Genomic DNA, 20,651 nt, shown 5'->3' on the forward strand with positions numbered 1-20,651 from the left:
ACGATGCAATACGAAAGAGGCGGGTTTTGAAGCGAAATAAGGCCCAAAAAGCTATAGCTGCCGCACTCTCCGCGACGCTAGTCTTCTCAGGCGCAGCGGTTCCTGCGCTCGCAACTCCCTCCAGCTCCGAGCTGAAGTCCCAGCTGAACGATGCCCAGGCGAAGCTGGACAGCCTTTACGCAAAGGCGGAGCAGGCCTCCGAGGATCTGAACCAGACGAAGGTCGAGCTCGACCAGACGAACTCCAAGATCGACTCCCTTAACTCCGACATCGAGAAGACCCAGGCGGAGCTGAAGGAGAAGCAGGCCGTCCTGAGCAAGCGCGTTGCCGCAAACTACAAGTACGGCGACACCGACCTGCTGAGCATCCTGCTTGGCTCCGACTCGTTCGACACGCTCACGAGCAACATCGTGTATGCGAACAAGGTGAGCGAGAAGGACTCCAACGCCATCAACGACGTCAAGACGCTCGAGAACCAGCTCTCGTCCCAGAAGTCCGAGCTCGAGGAGCAGAAGGCTTCCCAAGAGAAGCTCGTGGCCGACAAAAAGGCTCAGAGCGAGGCGCTGAACGCGCAGTCCCAGAAGGCCCAGGACTATGTGAACAGTCTGAGCGCGGAGATGCGGCAGGCTCTGGCGGAGGAGCAGGCCGCGCGTGAGGCAGCCGCGAAGAAGGCCGCCGAGGAGGCCGCCGCGAAGGCGCAGGCCAACGGTGGCGAGTACTACAAGTCCGAGGGCAACGCTAACGCGCAGAGCAACTCGAACTCCGGCAAGAGCAACAGCTCGAACTCGAACTCGAACAAGGGCAACGCCAACACCGGTTCGAACGCGAACAAGGGCAACGGCGGCTCTGCGTCGAACTCCGGCAGCAGCTCCAACAAGGGCAACGGCGGCTCTGCGTCGAACTCCGGCAGCAGCTCCAACAAGGGCAACGGCGGCTCTGCGTCGAACTCTGGCAGCAGCTCCAACAAGGGCAACTCCGGCATCTCCGGCGCATGGCGCAACACCGTGATCGCAGCGGCGACGCGTATGGTCGGCGGCACCTATGTCTGGGGCGCCTGCAACCCCGGCTCCAAGACGTTCGACTGCTCGGGTCTCACGAGCTATGCGTACGGTGTTGCCGGCATCAGCATCAGCCACAGCTCCGCGTCGCAGGCTTCGTTCTGCACCAAGCCGATCTCCCAGGCGGAGCCCGGCGACGTCGTCTGGCGTCCCGGTCACGTGGGCATCTACATTGGCGGAGGCACCACGATCGAGGCGTTCTCGCCTAGCCAGGGCATCGGCTACGGCAGCGTGAGCAGCTTCTCCAGGTGTGGCTCGCCCGTATAGGCGATAAGTCGGCATACATGTGCTTTTGCGAGAAGGGCGCGTCCAGGGGGACGTGCCCTTCTCCCGTATGCGTCGGGAATTGCGCTCATGGGGGATAACCTACCGTTCGCGGATGCTGATGCGGACACATGTTCGTATATCAGCCATTAGGGTATAGCTGAAACTACGCGCAATAAAGCGAAGTGACCACATCTTCCAAAGCCTGAGGAGGCAACATGGCAAACAGGTTCGTTCTCAACGCCATCTCGTATCACGGTTCGGGCGCCATCAAGGAGATTCCGGGTGAGCTTAAGCGGCGCGGCTTTGATCACGTTTTCGTGAGCTCCGACCCTGACCTCGTGAAGTTTGGCGTAACCTCCAAGGTGACGGATCTGCTGGACGAGGCGGGCATCAAGTGGGACCTCTATGACGAGGTCAAGCCCAACCCCACGATCAAGAACGTGCAGGATGGCGTGGAGGCGTTTAAGAAGAGCGGTGCGAGCGCAATCGTGACCATCGGTGGCGGATCCGCGATGGACACGGCGAAGGCCATCGGCATCATCGCCAACAACCCCGAGTTTGCGGACGTCAAGAGCCTCGAGGGCGTTGCGGACACGAAGAAGCACGCCGTCTTCACCATTGCGGTTCCGACAACGGCTGGCACGGCCGCCGAGGTCACCATCAACTACGTGATCACCGACCCGGAGAAGGAACGCAAGTTCGTCTGCGTCGACACGAACGACATCCCCGACGTGGCAGTGGTCGACCCTGACATGATGGCATCCATGCCGGTTGGGCTTACCGCATCTACGGGCATGGACGCGCTCACGCACGCCATCGAGGGCTATACCACGAAGGGCGCGTGGGAGATGTCCGACATGTTCCACTACAAGGCCATTGAGATTATCAGCCACAACCTGCGTGACGCCGTTCAGGAGGCAAAGGAGAAGGAGCCCGGTCACGGTCGCGAGCAGATGGCGCTTGGCCAGTACATCGCTGGTATGGGCTTCTCGAACGTCGGTCTTGGCATCGACCACTCCATGGCGCATACGCTGTCCGCGCACTACGACACGCCGCACGGCGTCGCCTGCGCTATGCTGCTGCCGATTTCGATGGAGTTCAACAAGCCGGTTGCTGCCCACAAGCAGGCTGGCGTCGCACGCGCCATGGGCGTATACGAGGAAGGCATGACGGACGAGCAGGCCGCGGACGCCGCAATCGCTGCAGTTCGCAAGCTGGGTGAGGATGTCGGCATCCCCAAGACGTGCAAGGGCCTTGTGGAGGAGGACCTCGACCAGCTGGCGGCAGACGCTCTTGCCGATGCCTGCTACCCCGGCAACCCGCGCGAGGCGACTCCCGAGCAGGTGAAGGAAATGTTCCGCCAAATCATGGCATAGGCTTTCGCGAAGAGAGTTTTGCGGGGCGGTGCCCATGCGGGTGCCGCCCCGATGCTACCTCGAGAGAGACAAGGCTCTTCTTGCTCGTTCCACTACCATATTGACGCGGTGCGTGGGGAGGTGCACGTGGCTGGAAACCTGATCGACTACGTAAAGTGGCGAGGTGACCTAGACTTTATCGAGCGGCCCTTCAACGACGTTGACGCTTTGGTGCTCGCGACGTTGAGCTACATCGACCTTGTCGGTTTTGCTCCGAACGAGGCATCCGGCGGGACGGTCGAGGTGCGCGAGGCCTTGGGTGCGCTCATGGAGCGTTCGGGAGGCGATGTTGCGCCGTACGTGAGGTCGCTTGCCACGATTGACGCGCGCTACATCGATGCGGTCGCCAAGAGCCACCGCTTTGGAGGCTTGCGCATCGGTCGATACGTGGACGTGATGGATTACGACAACGCCGTTCAGTTTGCCGCCGTTGAGGTGATGCTTCCGCCGAGCTCCGTAGAGGGTTGCGGCAAGGGTGTGCGCTACGTGTCGTTTCGTGGCACCGACCTCACGATTGCCGGCTGGCGAGAGGACTTCATGTTGAGCTTCGAGGTGACGGGAGCCCAGAAGCTGGCGGCGGAGTATCTGAACAGGGCGTTGCGGGCTGCCGTTGCCGTGGGAGAGCCGCTTATGGCGGGCGGGCATTCCAAGGGCGGAAACCTCGCCTCGTACGCGGTGGCGGTTGCTCCGTCTTGGCTTGCGGAGCACGTGCTTCGCTGCTACAGCTTCGACGGGCCCGGTCTGGACGGGCGAGTCGTCGCGCACGACGCCCGTGACGTCATCGGAGATAGGTTCATGCGCTATCAGCCCGCATATTGCGTCATAGGCCAACTGTTCGATCGGGCCGAGGAGCCAAGGGCATACGTGGCGAGCACGGGCTCGGGGATGCTGCAGCATGACCCGCTCACGTGGCAGGTCTCGTCCTCTGGCTTCGTCTTGGCCGATGGGCTCGACCCGGATGCCGCCACATTCGACGCTGCGCTTGACGAGTGGATGGAGCCTGTGGAGATGGGGGAGCGTGAGCGCTTCACGAACGAGTTTTTCGACATTTTGGGGGCTGGAGGCCCAAAGCTTACCGATGTGACGTCCCGAGAGGGGCTGCCGAAAGTGATGAGTGCGGCAAACGGGGCGAGCGACCAGACGAAACGCCTGGTGTGGAAGCTTGTGGAGTGCGTGGTTACAAAGCAGGCGGAAAGGACGTCCGACGTCGTCCGCAAGGCGTATGAGGAGGTCGTCCAGAGCGCACGCGATGCGGCGAGCGGCCTCGCAGTATCGCTTCCTCGTCGCCAACTGCATGCTGAATAAACGCTGCTGTAACACACGATACGCTTTATTGCGATAAAGTAGTTCCCACCTAATGGCTGTCGCGAGGAGCGCACATGACAGAGGAACACGCACAGAGGTTGCGCGAGGAGGAGAACCGGCTTTTCGCGGCGTTCGGGTCGCTACGCGATGCGAATGAGGCGCGTGCCTTTCTCTTGGACGTGTGCAGTCCAAAGGAGATCGAGGACCTGGCACAGAGGCTTCAGGTGGCCACGCTGCTCTCTGCCGGCTGCTCGTACGTGGACGTGTCGCGCAAAACCGGCGCGTCTTCCACGACCGTGAGTCGCGTCTCGAAATGCCTGAACGGAGAGGTGGGAGGTTATCGTACCGTGCTTTCGCGCCTTGAGGGCGGCGCCTAAGGCGCGCTCCTGCGTCTGCGTGTCGGGCAGGTGTCCTACTTGTAGAGTTTTTACCGAACTTGCCGTCGTTCGTTCAGAATTACGTAAGGTTTCGTGGCTTGTACCAGCATGCACGTCTGCACGCAGCATGGCCACATCCTCCTAACGCAGTTCAATCGCAGCGGCTCCACGGTGCAAGCGCGCCGGAGCCTCAACGCTAGGTCCGCGACGACCTTACGTCGTCACATGACGCATGCCGCGAAGCGCGGCGAAAGGAGCCGGCACATGCCCAACATGATTGACATCGTGCACTTGAACAAGTACTTCGGGGACCTGCACGTGCTCAAGGACGTAAACCTTTCCGTGCGTGAGGGCGAAAAGGTCGTGCTCATCGGGCCGTCAGGTTCGGGCAAGTCCACGCTCATCCGTTCGATCAACTGGCTCGAGGAGCCGTCGAGCGGCGAAGTCCGCATCAACGGAGAGCTCATGACCAAGAAGAACCACCTCGAGGTCACGCGTAAGTACACGTCCATGGTGTTCCAGCAGTTCAACCTCTATCCAAACATGACGGTCATGGGCAACCTGACGCTGGCTCCCATCAAGCTGCAGAAGAAGACCCGCGAGGAGGCCGAGGCAGAGGCTATGCGCAACCTCAAGAGGGTAGGCCTTGCGCACAAGGCCGACGAGTACCCGCAGAACCTCTCGGGCGGTCAGCAGCAGCGCGTTGCCATCGCGCGTGCACTTTGCACCAAGCAGCCCATCATGCTGTTGGACGAGCCCACCTCCGCCCTTGACCCAGAGATGGTGAGCGAGGTCCTGAACGTCATGGTCGAGCTCGCGCAGGAGAACATCACCATGATCTGCGTCACACACGAGATGGGCTTCGCGCGCCAGGTGGCCGACCGCATCGTCTTCATGGAGGACGGCCAGATCCTGGAGGAGGGTACGCCCGAGCACTTCTTCACGCATCCCGACAACCCGCGCTGCCAGGCCTTCCTGGACAAGATTCTCTAGGAGCCACGATGAGAAGAACGTACGATTCTGGGCCGTTGAACCGTCCCCAGCTGACGCGCAGGGGTTTCGTCTCGCTCGCGGGCGCCGCCGTGCTCGGCATCTCTGGTGCGTCCGCCATGGGGCTTTCCGGTTGTTCGTCATCGGGAGCATCGACCGCCGTGAGCGTCGAGGCTATCCGGAGTCGGGGGCACCTCAACTGCGGCGTAAAGACCGATGTCATAGGCTACGGCTACCAGGACACGGCCACCGGCAAGTTCCAGGGCATGGAGATCGATATCTGCTACGCCATCGCCGCGAAGGTGTTCGGCGTGTCGATGTCCGAGGCAAAGCGTCGCGGTCTAGCCAGCTTCACGGGCGTTACGGCGAAGACGCGCGGCCCCCTCGTGGACTCCGGCCAGGTGGACCTCGTGTGTGCCACGTATACGATCACGCCCGAGCGCAAGAAGTCCTGGAACTTCTCGCCTGCGTACTACACGGACTCCATCGGCATGCTCGTGCTGAAGAGCTCTGGCATCAAGTCCGTGGCAGACCTTGACGGACGCATCGTCGGCGTGGGCGAGGGCGCGGATACGATGAACCAGATTCAGCAGATGCTCAAGGACGAGGATCACGGCGACTTCAACGTCAGCTACCCGCAGTACCTGGACTATCCCACGCTCGCGGCGGCGCTCGCGTCCGGCAACATCGACGTGTTCGCCATCGACCGTTCCATCATCCGCGCGTACATGAACGACTCCAATGAGCTGCTCGAGCCGAGCCTGGTCTTTGGCAAGCAGGAGTACGGCGTGTGCACCACCAAGTCCGCCAAGGAGCTCACGAGGCTCGTCAGCGGCGTCGTGAAGGACCTGAAGGGGTCCGGTGCGATCGACCGGTGGGCCAAGAAGTACCGGCTCTTGTAGGGAGGCCACATGGAACTCTTCAACCCCGAGCGTTGGGCCGCCACGCTCGCAAACACTGACCTGCTGTGGCAGGGCTTCCTCTTCACCATCGAGGTCTCGCTCGCGGGGCTTCTGGTGTCGCTTGTCGTAGGCACGCTGCTTGGCGTCTTCTCCACGACCCAGTCGCGGGTGCTTCGCGGCATTTCCCGCGTCTACGTGGAGTTCTTCCAGAACACGCCCATCGTCGTGCAGGTGTTCTTCGTCTACACCGCCGGCCCCATGCTTCTCCAGGCTATCACGGGCGCGGAGCACGTCGTGCGCATCGCGCCGTTCGTACTCGTCGTCATCTGCGTCGGACTCTACCACGGCGCCTATGTTGCCGAGGTCATCCGCACCGGCATCGAGGCCATACCGCGCGGACAGATGGAGGGCGCGCAGTCGCAGGGATTCACGCGCGTGCAGGCATATCGCTACGTCATCCTGCCGCAGACATTCAGGATCATTCTTCCGCCCCTTGCCAACCAGGCGCTCAACCTGGTGAAGAACACGTCCGTCCTTGCGCTCATCGCGGGCGGTGACCTCATGTACCAGGCGGACATCCTCGTTGCCGACAGCGGCTACCTGCAGGGTTACATCGTGTGCTGCGCCATGTACTTCCTCATCTGCTTCCCCATAGCCATGCTCGTCACCTGGCTCGAGAAGCGCTCCCGCGCGCCGCGCAAGGCTCGTCGCGCCGCCACTGCGGGCGCAACGAAAGCGGAGGTGTAGCACATGGGAGTCTTTACCGCCAGCAACGTGGCCTTCATGCTGCAAGGCCTGTTTAACACCATCGTCATCTCCGCCGCGTCCATCGTGCTGTCCATCGCGTTCGGCACGCTGCTCGCCCTGGCAAAGTCGTACTGCCACGGCCGCTGGTCGTGGCTCAGGTGGCTCGTGACCGCCTACATCGAGCTCTTCCGTTGCACGCCAAACCTGCTGTGGATTCTCATCTTCCGCTTTACTGTGCAAGGCGACAACATCCTCGTGTCCATCCTCACGTTCACGGTCTTCACCTCCGCCGTAATGGCCGAGATAGTCCGCGGCGGCCTGAACGCGCTGCCCAAGGGCCAGTTCGAGGCGGCGCAGTCTCAGGGCTTCGGCTTCGTGGACACCATGCGTCTCATCGTGCTTCCCCAGGCGTTCAAGATGATTGTCCCCGCGCTGTTCAGCCAGTGCACGACGGTCATCAAGGACACGTCCTACCTCCGCGGCATCGACGTCCACGAGTTCATGCGCAACTCCGCCGTCGTCATGGGACAGGCGTCTACGCTTCCGCAGATTCTCCTGCTGTACGGCTTCGTCCTTCTCACATACTTCGTACTCAACTTCGCGATATCCCTTGCGGTCCGCGCTTACCAGCGCAGGAACGCCGCGGCATAGCGCCCAGACGCCGGCGGGCGAGAAGGACCGCCCCCGCGCCCCGCACAACAATCCAAACGAAAGGTCACACATGAGCGCAAACGACCTCAGGCACAGCGCAAGCGTCAACGGGTCCGCAGACCCTGACAGCCAGGAACCCATCGTCATCTCCATCGCACGCGATTATGGCGCGGAGGGACACGAGGTTGGTAAGCTCCTCAGCGTGATGCTGGGCATCCCCCTCTACGACAACGAGCTCCTCGTGCGCTCCGCACTGCGCATGGGGCTCGACGTCGACCAGCTCGCGGCAGTGGACGAGCGTCCTCAGCGCGGCCCCCTGGCGTTTCTGCCAGACAACATGGACCAGCGCTCGGACGCGGACCGTGCGTTCCAGGCGATCCGTCAGGTCATCCTGGACCTGGGAAGCACGCGTCCGTGCATCATCGAGGGCCGTCTGTCCGACTACATTCTGCGCCGCAACCCCAACCTCATATCCGTACTGGTCACGGCACCGCTTGATGTGCGCGTCGAGATCGTGCGCGCAAAACGTGGCATGACCACGCACGACGCGAGTGCGTTCGTTCGCAAGCGCCAGCACGAGCGCGAGCGATTCTACACGCGCTACAGCGGCGGAAGGTGGGACATGTACACGGATAAGGACTTGGTGGTGGACCGCTCCGTCTTCGGACGCGAGGGCGCGGCGCAGATCATCGCGGCGGCATACCGCCTGAAGGAGCACCAGCTGGGAAGGGACTAGCTCCAGAGTCTAATGCCGGCGCTCGCACAGGCGTTGGCGCAAGCGCCTTGTCGAACCGGGCGCGTCGTTGCGGCGGCGCGCCCGGTTCTTGTGTCGCACACATGGGGAATAAATGTCCACTCGGCGCGTTACCATAGCACTCAGCAAAAACTGACGGAAGGACAACCATGTCCCTAACCATTGCCCAGACGCACGACGCACGGCTCGTAGGCGAGGCCGCGGAGGCCGCCCTCAAGGGGGCGCTCGCCGCGCATGGCCGCGCGACGCTGCTTGTGCCCAGCTTTGCCATGCAGCTCGATGTCAGCCGGGACCTTGCGCGCCGCGGGCTTGGCTTGGGCGTCACGGTGACGACGCCGCTTGCGTGGACGCGTGAGCGCTGGGAGGTCTGGGGCGACGGCACGCAGGTGGTCGATCCGCTCACGCGCACCGTCGCCATGCAGCACGCACTTTCCTCGGCAGCTGACGCGGGGGAGGACGTTGCGTATAACGCCGGCACCGTGGACGTGCTCGGCCGCCTTGCGAAGGACGCCCTGCCGTGGATCCCCGTGTGCAATGGTCGCGTGGACGTGGACGCACTCATCGACGCAGGCCTTACGCGCCGCGAGGCGGACGTCGTGCGCGTGCTTGATCGCTATTGCGAGCTGCTTGCGAGGACATCCTTCACGGAGGAGTCCGTTGCCATGTCCTGCGTGGCGGGGCGCATAATCGCCGCGGGCGCCGCGCGCTCGCTGTGGCCCACGGTCGTGGTCGGCCTTGGTTTGCTTGCTCGTCCTATGCGCGAGCTGATGCGCGTCCTTGCGGGCGCGACGGACGTGACGCTCTGCGTTCGCGCCCAGAACCCAGAGGCAACTGCCGGAGAGTGCCGCTCGGCAGATCTTGTGGCAGCGGCGTGCGCGCGGAATGGCATCGATGTCATGCGTGTGCAAGAGCCTTGCATTTCCGCTGGTACGGGCTTCGATAATATAAAACCTGCCGCAGGCGAGAAACGCCGCGCGCCAGAGCTCTCGGCACTTCTCGAAAGCGTGTTCGTCGGCGGCGGGGAGGTCCTGGCCCCCAAGGGCGCCGTGTCGCTCGCGCTCCCCGCGGGCCCACTCGCGGAGGCTGAGACTGTGGCACGGGAGGTGTGCGCCCTCTCGAAGGAGGGTGCCGCGGACATCGTCGTGAGCGTTCCGGACACGTCCCGTGCGTGGCGCGAGCTTGCTCCCAAGCTCGCCGCGCATGGCCTGGGCGTGAGCGCCCAACTGTCTGTACGCGTCGGTGACATCCCCGCCGGCCGCGCGTTTTTGGAGTATGCGGCGAGCGTGGCGCAGCTGGCGGAGCTGGATGCAACGTGGCCGAAGCCCGTGCGTGCAGAGGAGGGTACGTACGTGCGCCTGGGGGACATGTCCTGGTGGCCGCCGCGAGCGCTTGCGGACTTCCTCCTTTCGGACGTCGCACACGTCCCGACGGCTCGGGCGTACATGCTCGACGCGGACTGGCGCGGCGACCGCCTGCTCACGCCTTCAGACGTGCTCCAGCAGCTCCAGAACCCCAAGAAGACGTCCGGCGAGGTTGCGGCCGCGACGCGCGAGCTTCTGAAGGGAAGGCTGGGGTCTGCGGCATCGAAGCTCCTTGCTCCGTACGTGTCGTCGCAGACCGGCGTATCAACTTCCCCGGCTGCTTCGGGTGACACGTGCGCCAAGCTGGACGACTACATCCTTGGCGAGGGCGGAGAAGTCGCCGCACGCTTTCCGCATGAGGCAGACCGCCTTTCCGACGCACTTGCCGCTGGAGCCCTGATGGCCGTCCTTAACGTGGCGGCAACGCTCAAGGAGCTGGGATTCTCGGCGGACCAAAAGGCGGCGGGCCACGTGCCGCTCTCCGTGCTCGTGGCGCATGCAGCCGCGGCGCTCGAGCGTCAAGCCGTCGTCGTGAGGCCATGCGTTCCCGCAGGGGGGTCCGCGCGCGTGCGCATTATGGACGCGACTGCGGCTGCGTCGCTCGCGCAGTGCTCGGTGGATGCGGTCGTCGTATGCGGGCAGACGTCCGTGGAGGCACCCGTGAAGGCCGAGGACGACGTTGCGTCCGCCTTGCTGGAGGCCCTGGGGGTCGATCCGCGGGAAGATCCCATGGTGCGGCCGCGCGCTGGGTTCTGGTCGCAGCTCGCCGCGGCGCGCTGCCATGTGACGCTTGAGCGCACGCTCTACGACGCCAAGTCGAAGGAGTGCTATCCCTCGGTCATGATGACGGAGCTGCTGGCCTGCTACGGCGTGGAGGACGGCGACCCCGCCGAGAAGGGCTTCGCCATTCGCTCGCTGTCCGAGACCCGGGCGGCGGCTAACCTCAGCGCCTCGGGAGTTTCGCCTGCGCCTGTGGCGAGCGAGAGACCGGAGGCGGCGGGTCGCGTGGCCGACGCGTCCGCGCGCGCCCTCGTGAACGTGCCGCCCGAGGGCAAGCCAGACCTGCTTGACGGAAGGCCGGTTCTCTCCGCGTCACAGATAGAGTCGTACCTGGAGTGCCCGTACAAGTGGTTCAGCCTTCGGCGTCTGCGCCTGCGTGATTCCGACGCAGGCTTTGGGCCCATGGAGATGGGCACGTTCGCGCACCACGTGCTCGAGGTGACGCACCGGACGCTTCTCGAGGAGGCGCTTGCCTCCCTTGAGGAGGCGGGAGGCGTCGTGCCGGATGTCGCGAGGGACCTTTCCGCCCGCGTGCCCGGCTCGGGCGTGAGCGAAGAGGACCCAGAGCTTCTTGCCCATGCTAGGCAGGTGCTGTCGCGCGCATTGGAGGAGGACCGCCGCACGCAGTTTCTCGTCACGCGCCGACGCGAGCGCCCGCAGGCGTTCGTGCCGCACTCGGTCCAGGACGAGGGGCAGCTCGAGACGCTCGAGAGGGACCTGCTCTCCGCCATCGACTACGAGTCCGGCCTGCTGGTGGGGTTCGAGCCGAGGCTGTTCGAGTGGGACTTCGGCCATGGGCGCGACTTGGTGGAGTATGCGGGCGCGTGGCTTAACGGCACCGTGGACCGCATCGACGTCGACGCCCATGGCAATGCCGTCGTGATCGACTACAAGCACAAGGGCGTCGGGGGCTTCGCCAGGGAGTACGCCGCGCTCCCTGGCGGGCCCGACGGCGAGCCGTCCGCGTCCTTCTCGCTGCCCAGGCGCGTGCAATCGCTCATCTACGGTCAGGTTGTTCGGCGGCGCCTCCCGAGCCTCGTCGTGAAGGGGGCCGTGTACCTCTCGACGCGCGGGCGCGAGCACGCGCTCTCCGGCGCCGTGGATGCGAACCTGATGGACCGCGTGTTTGGCAGCCGCACGCCTTCGAAGGCGACGGCGGAGGCCGTTGCCGTGGACCCGCATGGGAGCTTCGGAACGGACGGGACGCACGGCATGGACGCCCTGCTGGACGCGACGGAGGAGGCCATTCGGGCGGCGGTCGCCCGCATGCTGGACGGCGACATCGAGGCGGCGCCCGTCGATGAGGGCGCATGCGCCTACTGCCCGGTCATGAACTGCGAGAGGAGGATCGCGAAGTGAGCGGCATCGACCTTTCCACACTGAACGACGAACAGAGGAAGATCGTCACAACCCTGGACGAACCGCTGTTCGTGGAGGCCGGTGCTGGCTCCGGCAAGACGTTCACGCTCACCAGGAGGGTTGCGTGGGCGCTCACACCCGGCTCCGGCGCGGATGGCGCGCCGTTTCTGGACGACCTCTCGCAGGTTCTCGTGATCACGTTCACGAATGCCGCCGCGCAGGAGATTCGGGAGCGCGTACGCGCCACGCTGCGCGCGGCTGGCATGCGCGAGCAGGCGCTGCAGGTGGACTCCGCGTGGATCAGCACCATCCACGGCATGTGCTCGCGCATACTGAGGCGCCATGCCTTCGAGCTCGGTCTTGACCCGAAGTTCAAGATCGCCGAGGGAAACGACGCGGAGGCCATGCAGAACCAAGCCCTGGAGGAGGTCGTGGGCGCCGCCTACAGGGACCGCGACGCCAAGCCCGCGCTTCGCGAGGCGTTCGAGGAGTACCAGCTTGGACGTAGGTCGCAAGGTGGCTACTCCGGCCTCATGGGCGTGGTGCAGGATGTGCGTGCCGCAGCGCGTGCGGTGCCCGACGGGTACGAGGGTCTTACATTTCCGCAGGTAGACAGCATGACCGATGTGATGTCGCATCTGACGGAGGAAGTGGAGTCGCTCGCCGCGCAGAAGCTGACGGCGAAGGCGTCCGAGAAGGTCGTGCCTTCCCTGGAGGCGCTTAGGTCGTTCGCGGAGCTCGCGCCGGGCCGCCGCACGGCGTCCGCGGCCGCAGCAGCCCTTGCCTCCGTGACGCTTCCGCGAAGCGTCAACAAGGGAGCGAAGGAGCAGTTGGAGCTTGCGAAGGCGGCCCTTGCCGAGGCGCGGGCCTGCGTCCTTCTCGCCCGCCCGCGTTCGTGGGTCGAGGACATCGTCGGTCTTGCGCGCAAGGTGGACGAGCGCGTGGCGGAGCTGGAGCGTGCCGCGGGCGTGCTCTCGAACGACGAGCTCGTGAGCCTTGCGCTGAGGGCCGTCCGCGACAACGAGGCCATCGCCCGCGACTATGCGGGTCGCTTCAGGCTCGTGATGGTGGATGAGTTTCAGGACACGGACGCGACGCAGCTGGAACTCATTGGCCTTCTGGCGGGACGCGATGCCCGCCACCTGGCAACGGTGGGCGACGCGCAGCAGTCCATCTATCGCTTCCGCGGCGCTGACGTGGGGGTGTTTCGCGGTAGGGGGGAGGAGCTGCCCTCGGAGCAGCACGTGAGGCTTGCCGTGAACTACCGCAGCCACGCGGACGTGCTGTCCCTGGTGGACCGCGCGTGCGGCGGCGACGCCGGCGTGCTTGCGGACTTCATGCACCTGGACCCGAACCCGGGACGCGACGACAAGTATCGTGCGCGCGACCTCCCGCGCATAGACGTGGAGGTCACGCGTGGCGTGGGCACGAGGGGGCAGGTGGGCGCCCAGCAGGCGAGGGTCGCCGCCGCGGCGCTGGCGGACAGGCTCGCGGAGTACGCGGCGCATGGCGAGCGTCCGGGTGACATGGCGCTCCTTCTTGGCACCACCACGAAGGCCGCGCTTTACATCGATGCCATCCGCGAGCGTGGTCTCGAGTGCGTGGTGACGGGAGGCTCCACGTTCACGAACGCGCCGGAGGTCTCCACCATGGCGAAGCTCCTGCACGTGCTCGCGAACCCAAAGGACACCCAGTCCGGCCTCTTCCCGCTGCTTACGAGCGAGATGTTCATGCTCGATGCCAGCGACCTGCTGCAGCTTGGCACCCGCGCCCAACGCGAGCTCGACGCCCCGACGATGCGCAAGATCGACCGCGGTATCGAAACCATGGACTTCTTCCACGATGCGGCACCGTCGCGTCGCCTCGTCCATGCGCACGACGTGCTGGCCCGTGCACGGCTTGCGGTAAGGCGCACGTCCGTCGCGGACGTCTGCCTGCAGGTCGTGCGCGAGTCAGGCTGGCTGTCGCGACTGGAGGCGGAAGGCTCCACCGGCGCGGCCCGCGAGGCGAACGTGCTTGCCGCCGTGGGCTACATACGGGACCTTACGGACGGCATGGGGCTTGGCCCCGCCCGCGCCGCCGCAGAGTTCGACCTGTGGCTCGAGGTCTCCAAGATTCCGCCCGCGTCGCTTGCGGGCGGCAGGATGGAGTCCGTGCGCGTCATGACGATTCACGCGTCAAAGGGTCTGGAGTTTCCCGTCACGGCGGTCGCGGAGTGCTGGGGGCAAAGGTCGGAGGGCAGCAAGCTCAAGACGTTTGCGAACGGCCGGGGGAGCGTGTGCGTGCTATCCCCCCAGGACCCGATATCGGACATCGGCCGCATCCAGGAGACGGACCGGCCGTCGAACATGGCGGAATGGCTGCGCCACGCGACCGTCGCAAACGACGAGGCCGCTGCCGCCGAGAAGACCAGGCTCCTCTACGTCGCGCTCACCCGCGCTCGCGAGGCGCTCATCGTGGGGTGCAACGTCGCCGTGAAGAAGGACGGCACGAACCCTGCGCTCGCATGCGGGTTCCTGGATGCGCTCCTGCCCGGGGGCGTGCCGGCGACTGGTGAGCACCGCTTCGACTACGGCGGCACGGAGCCCGGACGCCTGCGCGTGATAGACGTGGCAAAGGCGGACGGCGAGTTTACGGTGGACTCCGCGGGCTCGCTCGCCGGCGTCGACGGCACGCTCGCGGCGGAACCGGACGCCGCCGAAGGCGCCGTGGACGGCGAGCCCGCGAGCTTCGACATCTATGCGGTCGAGGATGACCCAACGCTAGGGCGCGTCGACGTCTGGAGGCCGCGCGAGGGCGTGTTCAGCTTCAGCAGCGCTCACGAGCAGATGGCCGAGCGCTTCGCAGGGGGCAAGCCTGGCGGTAGGTCTGACGCTGCGGGTTCCGATGCCCTTCCGCTTCCCGTTCGCATCCCCACGCGCGCAGAGCGCGCGGCGGAGCAGGAGGGCGCGCCCGTGACGGCTGACGAGGAGCGAGCGACGAATTTCGGGTCCGCCTTCCACGAGCTGGCACAGTGCCTGGTCGAGGTGGGCGAGGGGCTCGAGGACCCGTGCGAGGCAGAGCTTCCCAAGGGGAGGTTCGATGCGACGTGCGAGCTCTGGCGTCTCTCCGCAAGAAACAGAGCGCGCCTTCGCACGGCGTTCGACCGGTGGCGCACCTCGCGGCTCCGGCGGGAGGCGCTCGCCCATGGACGCGTGCGGGCTGAGGTGCCGTTCTTCTCGCCTGCGGACTCCGAGTTCGGGGAGTACGTCGAGGGCGCGATTGACCTGCTTGCAACGGACGAGGGCGCGGACGGTGCGTTTCTGGTTGACTACAAGACGGGAGACCGCGGTCTTTCCGCGGAGCAGGTTCGCGCGCGGCATGAGATGCAGGCCAACTTCTATGCGTCGGTGCTCATGGGGCAGGGGTTCGCGTCCGTTGACTGCCGCTTCGTGTGCGTAGAGCTTGCGGACCCGGACGATCCCGACGAGCCGTACTCCGTGGCCTACCTGTTCGACGCGGACAATCTCCCACGCATGTAGGGCGGGCTGCGGTCGGGACGGTGGATTGTGTGCGTCATCTGGAGCGTGACGGACGCCTGACTGCTCCTCTGAGCTGCGCATGTGAGAAGACCCTGCATGGCACCGCAGCTCAGGGGGCGTACGTGAGATGAGAACACTTGTTCTTCTCGGCTGCGCGAGGCGTTGTCGTGGGGTATCATGGACAGGTCAAATCTTGGGCTTGCCTTCGGAGGGTTACATGGCTTTCGTCCACCTGCACAACCACTCGGACTTCTCGATTCTGGACGGCGCGACGCCGATTCCGGACATGGTGAAGCGCGCCGTCGACTTTGGGATGCCTGCCGTCGCCATCACGGATCACGGCTACATGTTTGGTATACCCGAGCTCGACCTGGAGTGCCGCAAGTACAACGATGGCCAGAAGAACATGAAGCAGTGGCGCCATGACGTCGAGTGCTTCAAGAAGGAGTGGGAGCTGGAGGAGCCAGCGGCCGACCCCGATGAGGCGGACTACTTCGACCGCGTGCACGATCAGTGGGCGTCCGACGTTAGGGCCTGGGAGGAGAGCGGCCACGACGTGAAGGCCGTGGAGGCGAACCGCCCGCGCCTCAAGATCAAGCCCATCTTTGGCTGCGAGGCCTACTTCATCCCGGGCGATCACGTCGAGCGTGGCCATAGGGAGAAGCGCTACCACCTGATTCTGCTGGCGAAGAACTCGACCGGCTACCACAACCTGCTGAAGTGCATGTCGGAGGCTGCTGGCCACGAGATGATGTACTACGGCAAGCCCCACACCGTCTTCAGCATGCTCGAGAAGTATCACGAGGGGCTCATCTGCCAGAGCGCGTGTGTGCAGGGCATCATCCAGCAGTGCGTGCTGGACGGGCAGTTCGACGAGGCGCGCGACTGGGCCCGCAAGTTTCACGCGCTGTTTGGCGACGACTTCTACATGGAGATCCAGGACCATGGCCTCACGTTCCGCAATGGCTGGGACGACCGCAAGCTCGACGAGTACCTGGTGAAGCTTGCGCACGAGGAAGGCATCAAGGTCGTCTGCACCAACGACTTCCACTACCTCACGCGCGAGGACGCCTCCACGCAGGACATACTGAGCTGCATAGGCAAGGCGACCACGCTCGACGACCCCAACCGCATGCGCATGGAGGGTACCGAGTTCTACATGAAGAGCGAGGAGGAGATGCGCGGCCTGTTCTCGTGGTGCCCCGAAGCCGCGGACACCACGCTCGAGATCGCGGATAAGTGCGACTACGAGCTCGACTGGTCGAGCATGTACCTGCCGGAGTACCCTGGGCTTCGTCCCGGCGAGACCGCCGAAGAGCGCTTCCGCGAGGAGTGCGAGAAGGGCCTCGCGCGTCGCTACGGCGAGAACTGGCGCGACCTCACCATAGGAGACTGGAACGTCAAGGACCGCTTCGAGCACGAGTACAAGATCATCACGGAGAAGGGCTTCGCGAACTACTTCCTCATCGTCCAGGACTATGTGCAGTGGGCGAAGGACAACGGCATCGGCGTCGGTCCGGGGCGTGGCTCTGCCGCCGGCGCAATCGTCGCGTACGCCATGAACATCACGAACTTCGACCCGCTGGAGAACGGCCTGATGTTCGAGAGGTTCCTCTCGCCGCAGCGTTCCGAGATGCCCGATATCGACATGGACTTCGACGATGAGCACCTTCAGGACGTGCTCCAGCACGTTCGTGACGTCTACGGCGAGGATCACGTCTGCAAGGTCATCACGTACTCGACGATCAAGGCCAAACAGGCCATTAACGATGCGAACCGCGTCCTTGGCTTCCCGGTCTTCATGGGCCAAAAGCTCTCCAAGATGCTTTCGAACGACCCCAAGCTGACCCTGCCGAACGCGCTCCACAAGAACGAGAAGAAGCCGGATCAGTACTCGCCTGACTTCGAGGAGGCCTACAACAAGGATCCCGACGCGCACCGCATCATCGACGCGGCCCTCTCGATCGAGGGCTTCATGCGCGGCGAGGGCGTCCACGCCTGCGCGACGCTCATCGCACCTACGCCCGTCACGGACCACGTGCCGACGAAGCTCGACACGAAGGGCAACGTCACCATCACCCAGTACGAGGGCCACTCGGTCGCGGACATGGGCCTGCTCAAGATGGACTTCCTGGGACTCAGGACCCTGACGGTCATCAACAAGGCACTCGCGAACATCAGGCGCAGGTATTCGAAGGCGTCTGACATAGAGCGCGTGCCCGAGGCCGTGAGGAAGTGCCTGAAGGATGGTGCGACCTGCGTCGACATCGACGTGGACAAGATCGACTTCTCGGACCCAAAGATATACGAGCTCCTCGGCTCGGGGCAGACGGCCGGCGTCTTCCAGGTCGAGTCGGGCGGCATGACCGCGACCATCAAGAACATGCAGCCCAACCAGTACAAGCAGATCGTCGCTCTCATCGCGCTCTACCGCCCGGGCCCGCTTGGCGCCGGCATGGTGGACAGCTACATCAAGCGCATGCATGGAGAGGAGAAGATCTCCTACTACGACGACAGGCTAAAGCCGATCCTGGAAGAGACCTATGGCACCATGGTCTACCAGGAACAGGTCATGCAGATTTCGATGAAGATGTCCGGCTTCACGCCGGGCGAGTCCGACTCGCGCATGCGCAAGCCCGTGGCCAAGAAAAAGATCAAGATGCTGACCGACCAGGTCTTCCACTGGGAGAAGACCGGAGCGGACGAGACGATCTACGACCACTGGATGAACGGCGCGGAGGCCAACGGCTACAAGCGCGACGTCGCACAGGAGATCTGGGACAACGTCCTCGAGTTCGCGTCGTATGCGTTCAACAAGTCGCACTCCGCCGGATACGCGATCCTGGTCATGCAGACCGCTTGGCTGAAGGCGTACTTTCCGAAGGAGTACATGGCCTCGGTCCTCACGTCCTACATGGGCAAGACCGACAAGATCGTCCACTACGTCACGGCCTGCAACCATGACGGCACCAAGGTCCTTCCGCCGGACATCAACAAGTCCGGCAAGGACTTCACGGCAACCGACGAGGGGATCGTCTTCGGCTTCGCCGGCATCAGGGGCGTGGGCGAGGGACCTGCCGAGGCAATCATGGCGGAGCGCGCCGCGAACGGTCCGTTCAAGGACCTACACGACTTCTGCGAGCGTGTCGACTCGTCCCAGGCGAACCGCCGAGTGGTCGAGGCCCTCATCAAGGCGGGCGCGTTCGACGAGACGGGCTATCCGCGCAAGCAGCTCATGGAGTTCGTGGACAAGAACAACCCCGCGAACATCATCGACGCCGCGGCGAAGCGTCAGAAGGACAAGGCGAACGGACAGGTGTCCATGTTCGACATGTTTGCCGACGTCGCTGGCTCAGGCTTCACGGACGACGTACCAGACCCAGACCCCGATGACGAGTGGGATCGCCATCTCAAGCTGCAGCAGGAGCACGACGTCCTCGGACTCTACGTATCGGACCATCCCCTGCGGCCGTTCGAGTACGCGTTGTCGAAGGCTCGCGACTGCACCATATCCGAGGCGATGGCCTCAGAGGACTACGTCGACCCGGTGACGGGCGCGACCTCCCAGCGCTTCAAGGTGGAGGACGGCAAGGTCATCAAGCTCGCCGGCATGGTCCCCGTGGGAGGCGTCGCCAAGAAGGTCACCAAGAAGGGTGACCAGATGGCCATCGTCACCCTCGAGGACATGGAAGGCGAGATTTCACTTGTCGTCTTCCCGAAGACCTACCAGGAGTGCGCGTCCGCCCTCGAGGGAGAGGTCGACCCCGACACCGGGGAGCGCATCGGCGACGTCTTCATCCAGGCAACCGGCAAGATCGAGCACGGCGATAGGGGAGACCAGCTCATCTGCTCGAAGATCGAGGCGCTCGAGCTGAACGAGAGGACGAACAGGCCGAAGGTGTTCGAGGTCTACATCCCCTCAAGGATGCTCTCGATGGACAGGATGGAGACGCTCCAGTCCATCTTCGACCGCTACAACGGTCTCGATCACATTGAGCTCATGGTCGAGAGCTCGTGCGGCGATATGATGAGAATGGAGCTGCCGACGAAGGTGGACGCGAAGAACATGGTTCTCCTCGCGGAAGTGAAGGACTTCGTCGGCCGCGACGGCCACGTGCAGATCGCCTAGATGCCCGCGATTCCCGTCCGTTCGAGCTCGCGTGCGATGGCGGGGCTTGCCTGCGAGTACTCGGTCACGAGCGACTCGATGCCGCCTTGCAGGTGTGCAAGGTCTCCGGTTTCGAGGAAGTGGGACATCATGGAGACGAAGGCGGCAAAGTCCGCCTCGTCTTCCAGCCCGAAGCGTCCATCATACAGGCGCTCCCCATGAGCGCAGACGTTGCGAACGTCGACGATGGCCTCGAGGTCGCGGGCGACGCGCCGTGGGGTGAGCGGCCTCTGGGGCGGAGACACGCGCTTCTCGCCCAGGCGCTCCGCCGCGGCGGGGCCTTCGTAGCGGCAAGAGCTGAGCTCCGCGAGGTTGTCGCAGACCGTGAGTTGCTCTTCGCGTCGTAGGAGCGCGAAGAGGTACTTGAGGTTCCCAAACGTGAGCTCGTCGACGAGGACCCACAGAGGCACGGTGTCGTGGTTGTCCTGGAAGTGGGCTACGCGCACGTCGCGGCGATCGCCTCGCGGATCGCGTTCGCGCGTGCGGGCATGGTGGGCGAGCGTGTCGATCATCCAGCGAAGGTCCCCCTCGAAGGCGTCCTCGCCGCGCAGGTAGGCGCGGCGGCAGGTGTAGCTGGACTCGTCGAGGTATGCCTCCGGCCGCGGGTGGCGCTCGCAGAACGCGTAGCTTATGAGGGAGCGCAGCGTCGCCTCGACGAGCATGAGGTGGCGGAACGTGAGCGCGCGGAGGCTGCGGTCGAAGCGGAAGAGGGCGTACACGTCCGAGAAAGACGTGCCCTCCAGATAGCGATCATCCTTGGCGGCTCGGGTGGCGCCTTGGTCCAGGAACGGACGCTTGTAGCCGTTCACGACCGCGTAGTATCCCTCGCGCAGGAGGATGCGCGGCGTCTGCGCATCGCAGCGCAGGCCGCGTGCCGCGAGGAGCTCGACCTGCTCAGCTATGGTGAGGAAGCGCTTCTCCACGTTGGCCTCCGCCTTGGGTGTCCGGCCGCGTGTCGCGGCCACGAGCCGACTGTACCACGATGGCGGGGCATTT

The 20,651-nt window shown here is 64.5% G+C and carries 13 protein-coding genes; 12 read left to right on the forward strand and 1 reads right to left on the reverse strand.

Features of this window, described 5'->3' with window-relative positions; translation table 11 throughout:
• Positions 1-26: 26 nt before the first annotated feature.
• The 12 genes from BLT96_RS02290 (at position 27) to dnaE (ending at position 19,616) form a co-directional block, all read left to right on the forward strand.
• The gene (locus BLT96_RS02290; protein ID WP_090861440.1) at positions 27-1,325 is read left to right on the forward strand and encodes a C40 family peptidase; all 1,299 of its coding nucleotides are present in this window, start codon (positions 27-29) and stop codon (positions 1,323-1,325) included.
• A gap of 215 nt (positions 1,326-1,540) precedes the next feature.
• Positions 1,541-2,701: a lactaldehyde reductase gene (gene fucO / locus BLT96_RS02295; RefSeq protein WP_090861441.1), complete on the forward strand. Its 1,161-nt coding sequence runs from the start codon at positions 1,541-1,543 to the stop codon at positions 2,699-2,701.
• A 126-nt stretch (positions 2,702-2,827) separates the two neighbouring features.
• Positions 2,828-4,045, forward strand: a complete 1,218-nt coding sequence (locus BLT96_RS02300) for an Mbeg1-like protein (RefSeq protein WP_157692115.1) — start codon at positions 2,828-2,830, stop codon at positions 4,043-4,045.
• Between the two features lie 74 nt (positions 4,046-4,119).
• Positions 4,120-4,422 carry a YerC/YecD family TrpR-related protein gene (locus BLT96_RS02305; protein WP_090861443.1) on the forward strand — a complete coding sequence of 101 codons (303 nt, stop codon included), beginning with the start codon at positions 4,120-4,122 and terminating at the stop codon, positions 4,420-4,422.
• 264 nt (positions 4,423-4,686) lie between these two features.
• Positions 4,687-5,415 carry an amino acid ABC transporter ATP-binding protein gene (locus tag BLT96_RS02310; RefSeq protein WP_090861444.1) on the forward strand — a complete coding sequence of 243 codons (729 nt, stop codon included), beginning with the start codon at positions 4,687-4,689 and terminating at the stop codon, positions 5,413-5,415.
• An 8-nt stretch (positions 5,416-5,423) separates the two neighbouring features.
• Positions 5,424-6,314: a transporter substrate-binding domain-containing protein gene (locus BLT96_RS02315; protein ID WP_090861445.1), complete on the forward strand. Its 891-nt coding sequence runs from the start codon at positions 5,424-5,426 to the stop codon at positions 6,312-6,314.
• 9 nt (positions 6,315-6,323) lie between these two features.
• The gene (locus BLT96_RS02320) at positions 6,324-7,061 is read left to right on the forward strand and encodes an amino acid ABC transporter permease (protein WP_090861446.1); all 738 of its coding nucleotides are present in this window, start codon (positions 6,324-6,326) and stop codon (positions 7,059-7,061) included.
• Between the two features lie 3 nt (positions 7,062-7,064).
• The gene (locus BLT96_RS02325) at positions 7,065-7,712 is read left to right on the forward strand and encodes an amino acid ABC transporter permease (RefSeq protein WP_090861447.1); all 648 of its coding nucleotides are present in this window, start codon (positions 7,065-7,067) and stop codon (positions 7,710-7,712) included.
• Between the two features lie 70 nt (positions 7,713-7,782).
• Positions 7,783-8,448 (forward strand): cytidylate kinase-like family protein, encoded by a 666-nt coding sequence (locus BLT96_RS02330; RefSeq protein ID WP_090861448.1) that lies wholly within the window; start codon positions 7,783-7,785, stop codon positions 8,446-8,448.
• A 167-nt stretch (positions 8,449-8,615) separates the two neighbouring features.
• Positions 8,616-11,966 (forward strand): PD-(D/E)XK nuclease family protein, encoded by a 3,351-nt coding sequence (locus BLT96_RS02335; protein ID WP_090864121.1) that lies wholly within the window; start codon positions 8,616-8,618, stop codon positions 11,964-11,966.
• A 5-nt stretch (positions 11,967-11,971) separates the two neighbouring features.
• Positions 11,972-15,487, forward strand: a complete 3,516-nt coding sequence (locus BLT96_RS02340) for a UvrD-helicase domain-containing protein (protein WP_473225136.1) — start codon at positions 11,972-11,974, stop codon at positions 15,485-15,487.
• Positions 15,488-15,704: 217 nt separating this feature from the next.
• The gene (dnaE, locus tag BLT96_RS02345) at positions 15,705-19,616 is read left to right on the forward strand and encodes a DNA polymerase III subunit alpha (RefSeq protein ID WP_090861450.1); all 3,912 of its coding nucleotides are present in this window, start codon (positions 15,705-15,707) and stop codon (positions 19,614-19,616) included.
• On the opposite strand, the gene BLT96_RS02350 is transcribed toward dnaE, so the two are convergent.
• Positions 19,613-20,578 carry an Abi family protein gene (locus tag BLT96_RS02350; protein WP_157692116.1) on the reverse strand — a complete coding sequence of 322 codons (966 nt, stop codon included), beginning with the start codon at positions 20,576-20,578 and terminating at the stop codon, positions 19,613-19,615. The genes dnaE and BLT96_RS02350 overlap by 4 nt on opposite strands.
• Positions 20,579-20,651: the final 73 nt, after the last annotated feature.

This window comes from Parafannyhessea umbonata, from assembly GCF_900105025.1.
Lineage (GTDB): Bacteria > Actinomycetota > Coriobacteriia > Coriobacteriales > Atopobiaceae > Parafannyhessea > Parafannyhessea umbonata.

What these genes read in the sequence shown, in the direction of transcription:
- fucO (WP_090861441.1), top strand. Translation starts at nt 1,541, where the DNA reads ATGGCAAACAGGTTCGTTCTCAACGCCATCTCGTATCACGGTTCGGGC.
- BLT96_RS02305 (WP_090861443.1), top strand. Translation starts at nt 4,120, where the DNA reads ATGACAGAGGAACACGCACAGAGGTTGCGCGAGGAGGAGAACCGGCTT.
- BLT96_RS02310 (WP_090861444.1), top strand. Translation starts at nt 4,687, where the DNA reads ATGCCCAACATGATTGACATCGTGCACTTGAACAAGTACTTCGGGGAC.
- BLT96_RS02315 (WP_090861445.1), top strand. Translation starts at nt 5,424, where the DNA reads ATGAGAAGAACGTACGATTCTGGGCCGTTGAACCGTCCCCAGCTGACG.
- BLT96_RS02320 (WP_090861446.1), top strand. Translation starts at nt 6,324, where the DNA reads ATGGAACTCTTCAACCCCGAGCGTTGGGCCGCCACGCTCGCAAACACT.
- BLT96_RS02325 (WP_090861447.1), top strand. Translation starts at nt 7,065, where the DNA reads ATGGGAGTCTTTACCGCCAGCAACGTGGCCTTCATGCTGCAAGGCCTG.
- BLT96_RS02330 (WP_090861448.1), top strand. Translation starts at nt 7,783, where the DNA reads ATGAGCGCAAACGACCTCAGGCACAGCGCAAGCGTCAACGGGTCCGCA.
- BLT96_RS02335 (WP_090864121.1), top strand. Translation starts at nt 8,616, where the DNA reads ATGTCCCTAACCATTGCCCAGACGCACGACGCACGGCTCGTAGGCGAG.
- dnaE (WP_090861450.1), top strand. Translation starts at nt 15,705, where the DNA reads ATGGCTTTCGTCCACCTGCACAACCACTCGGACTTCTCGATTCTGGAC.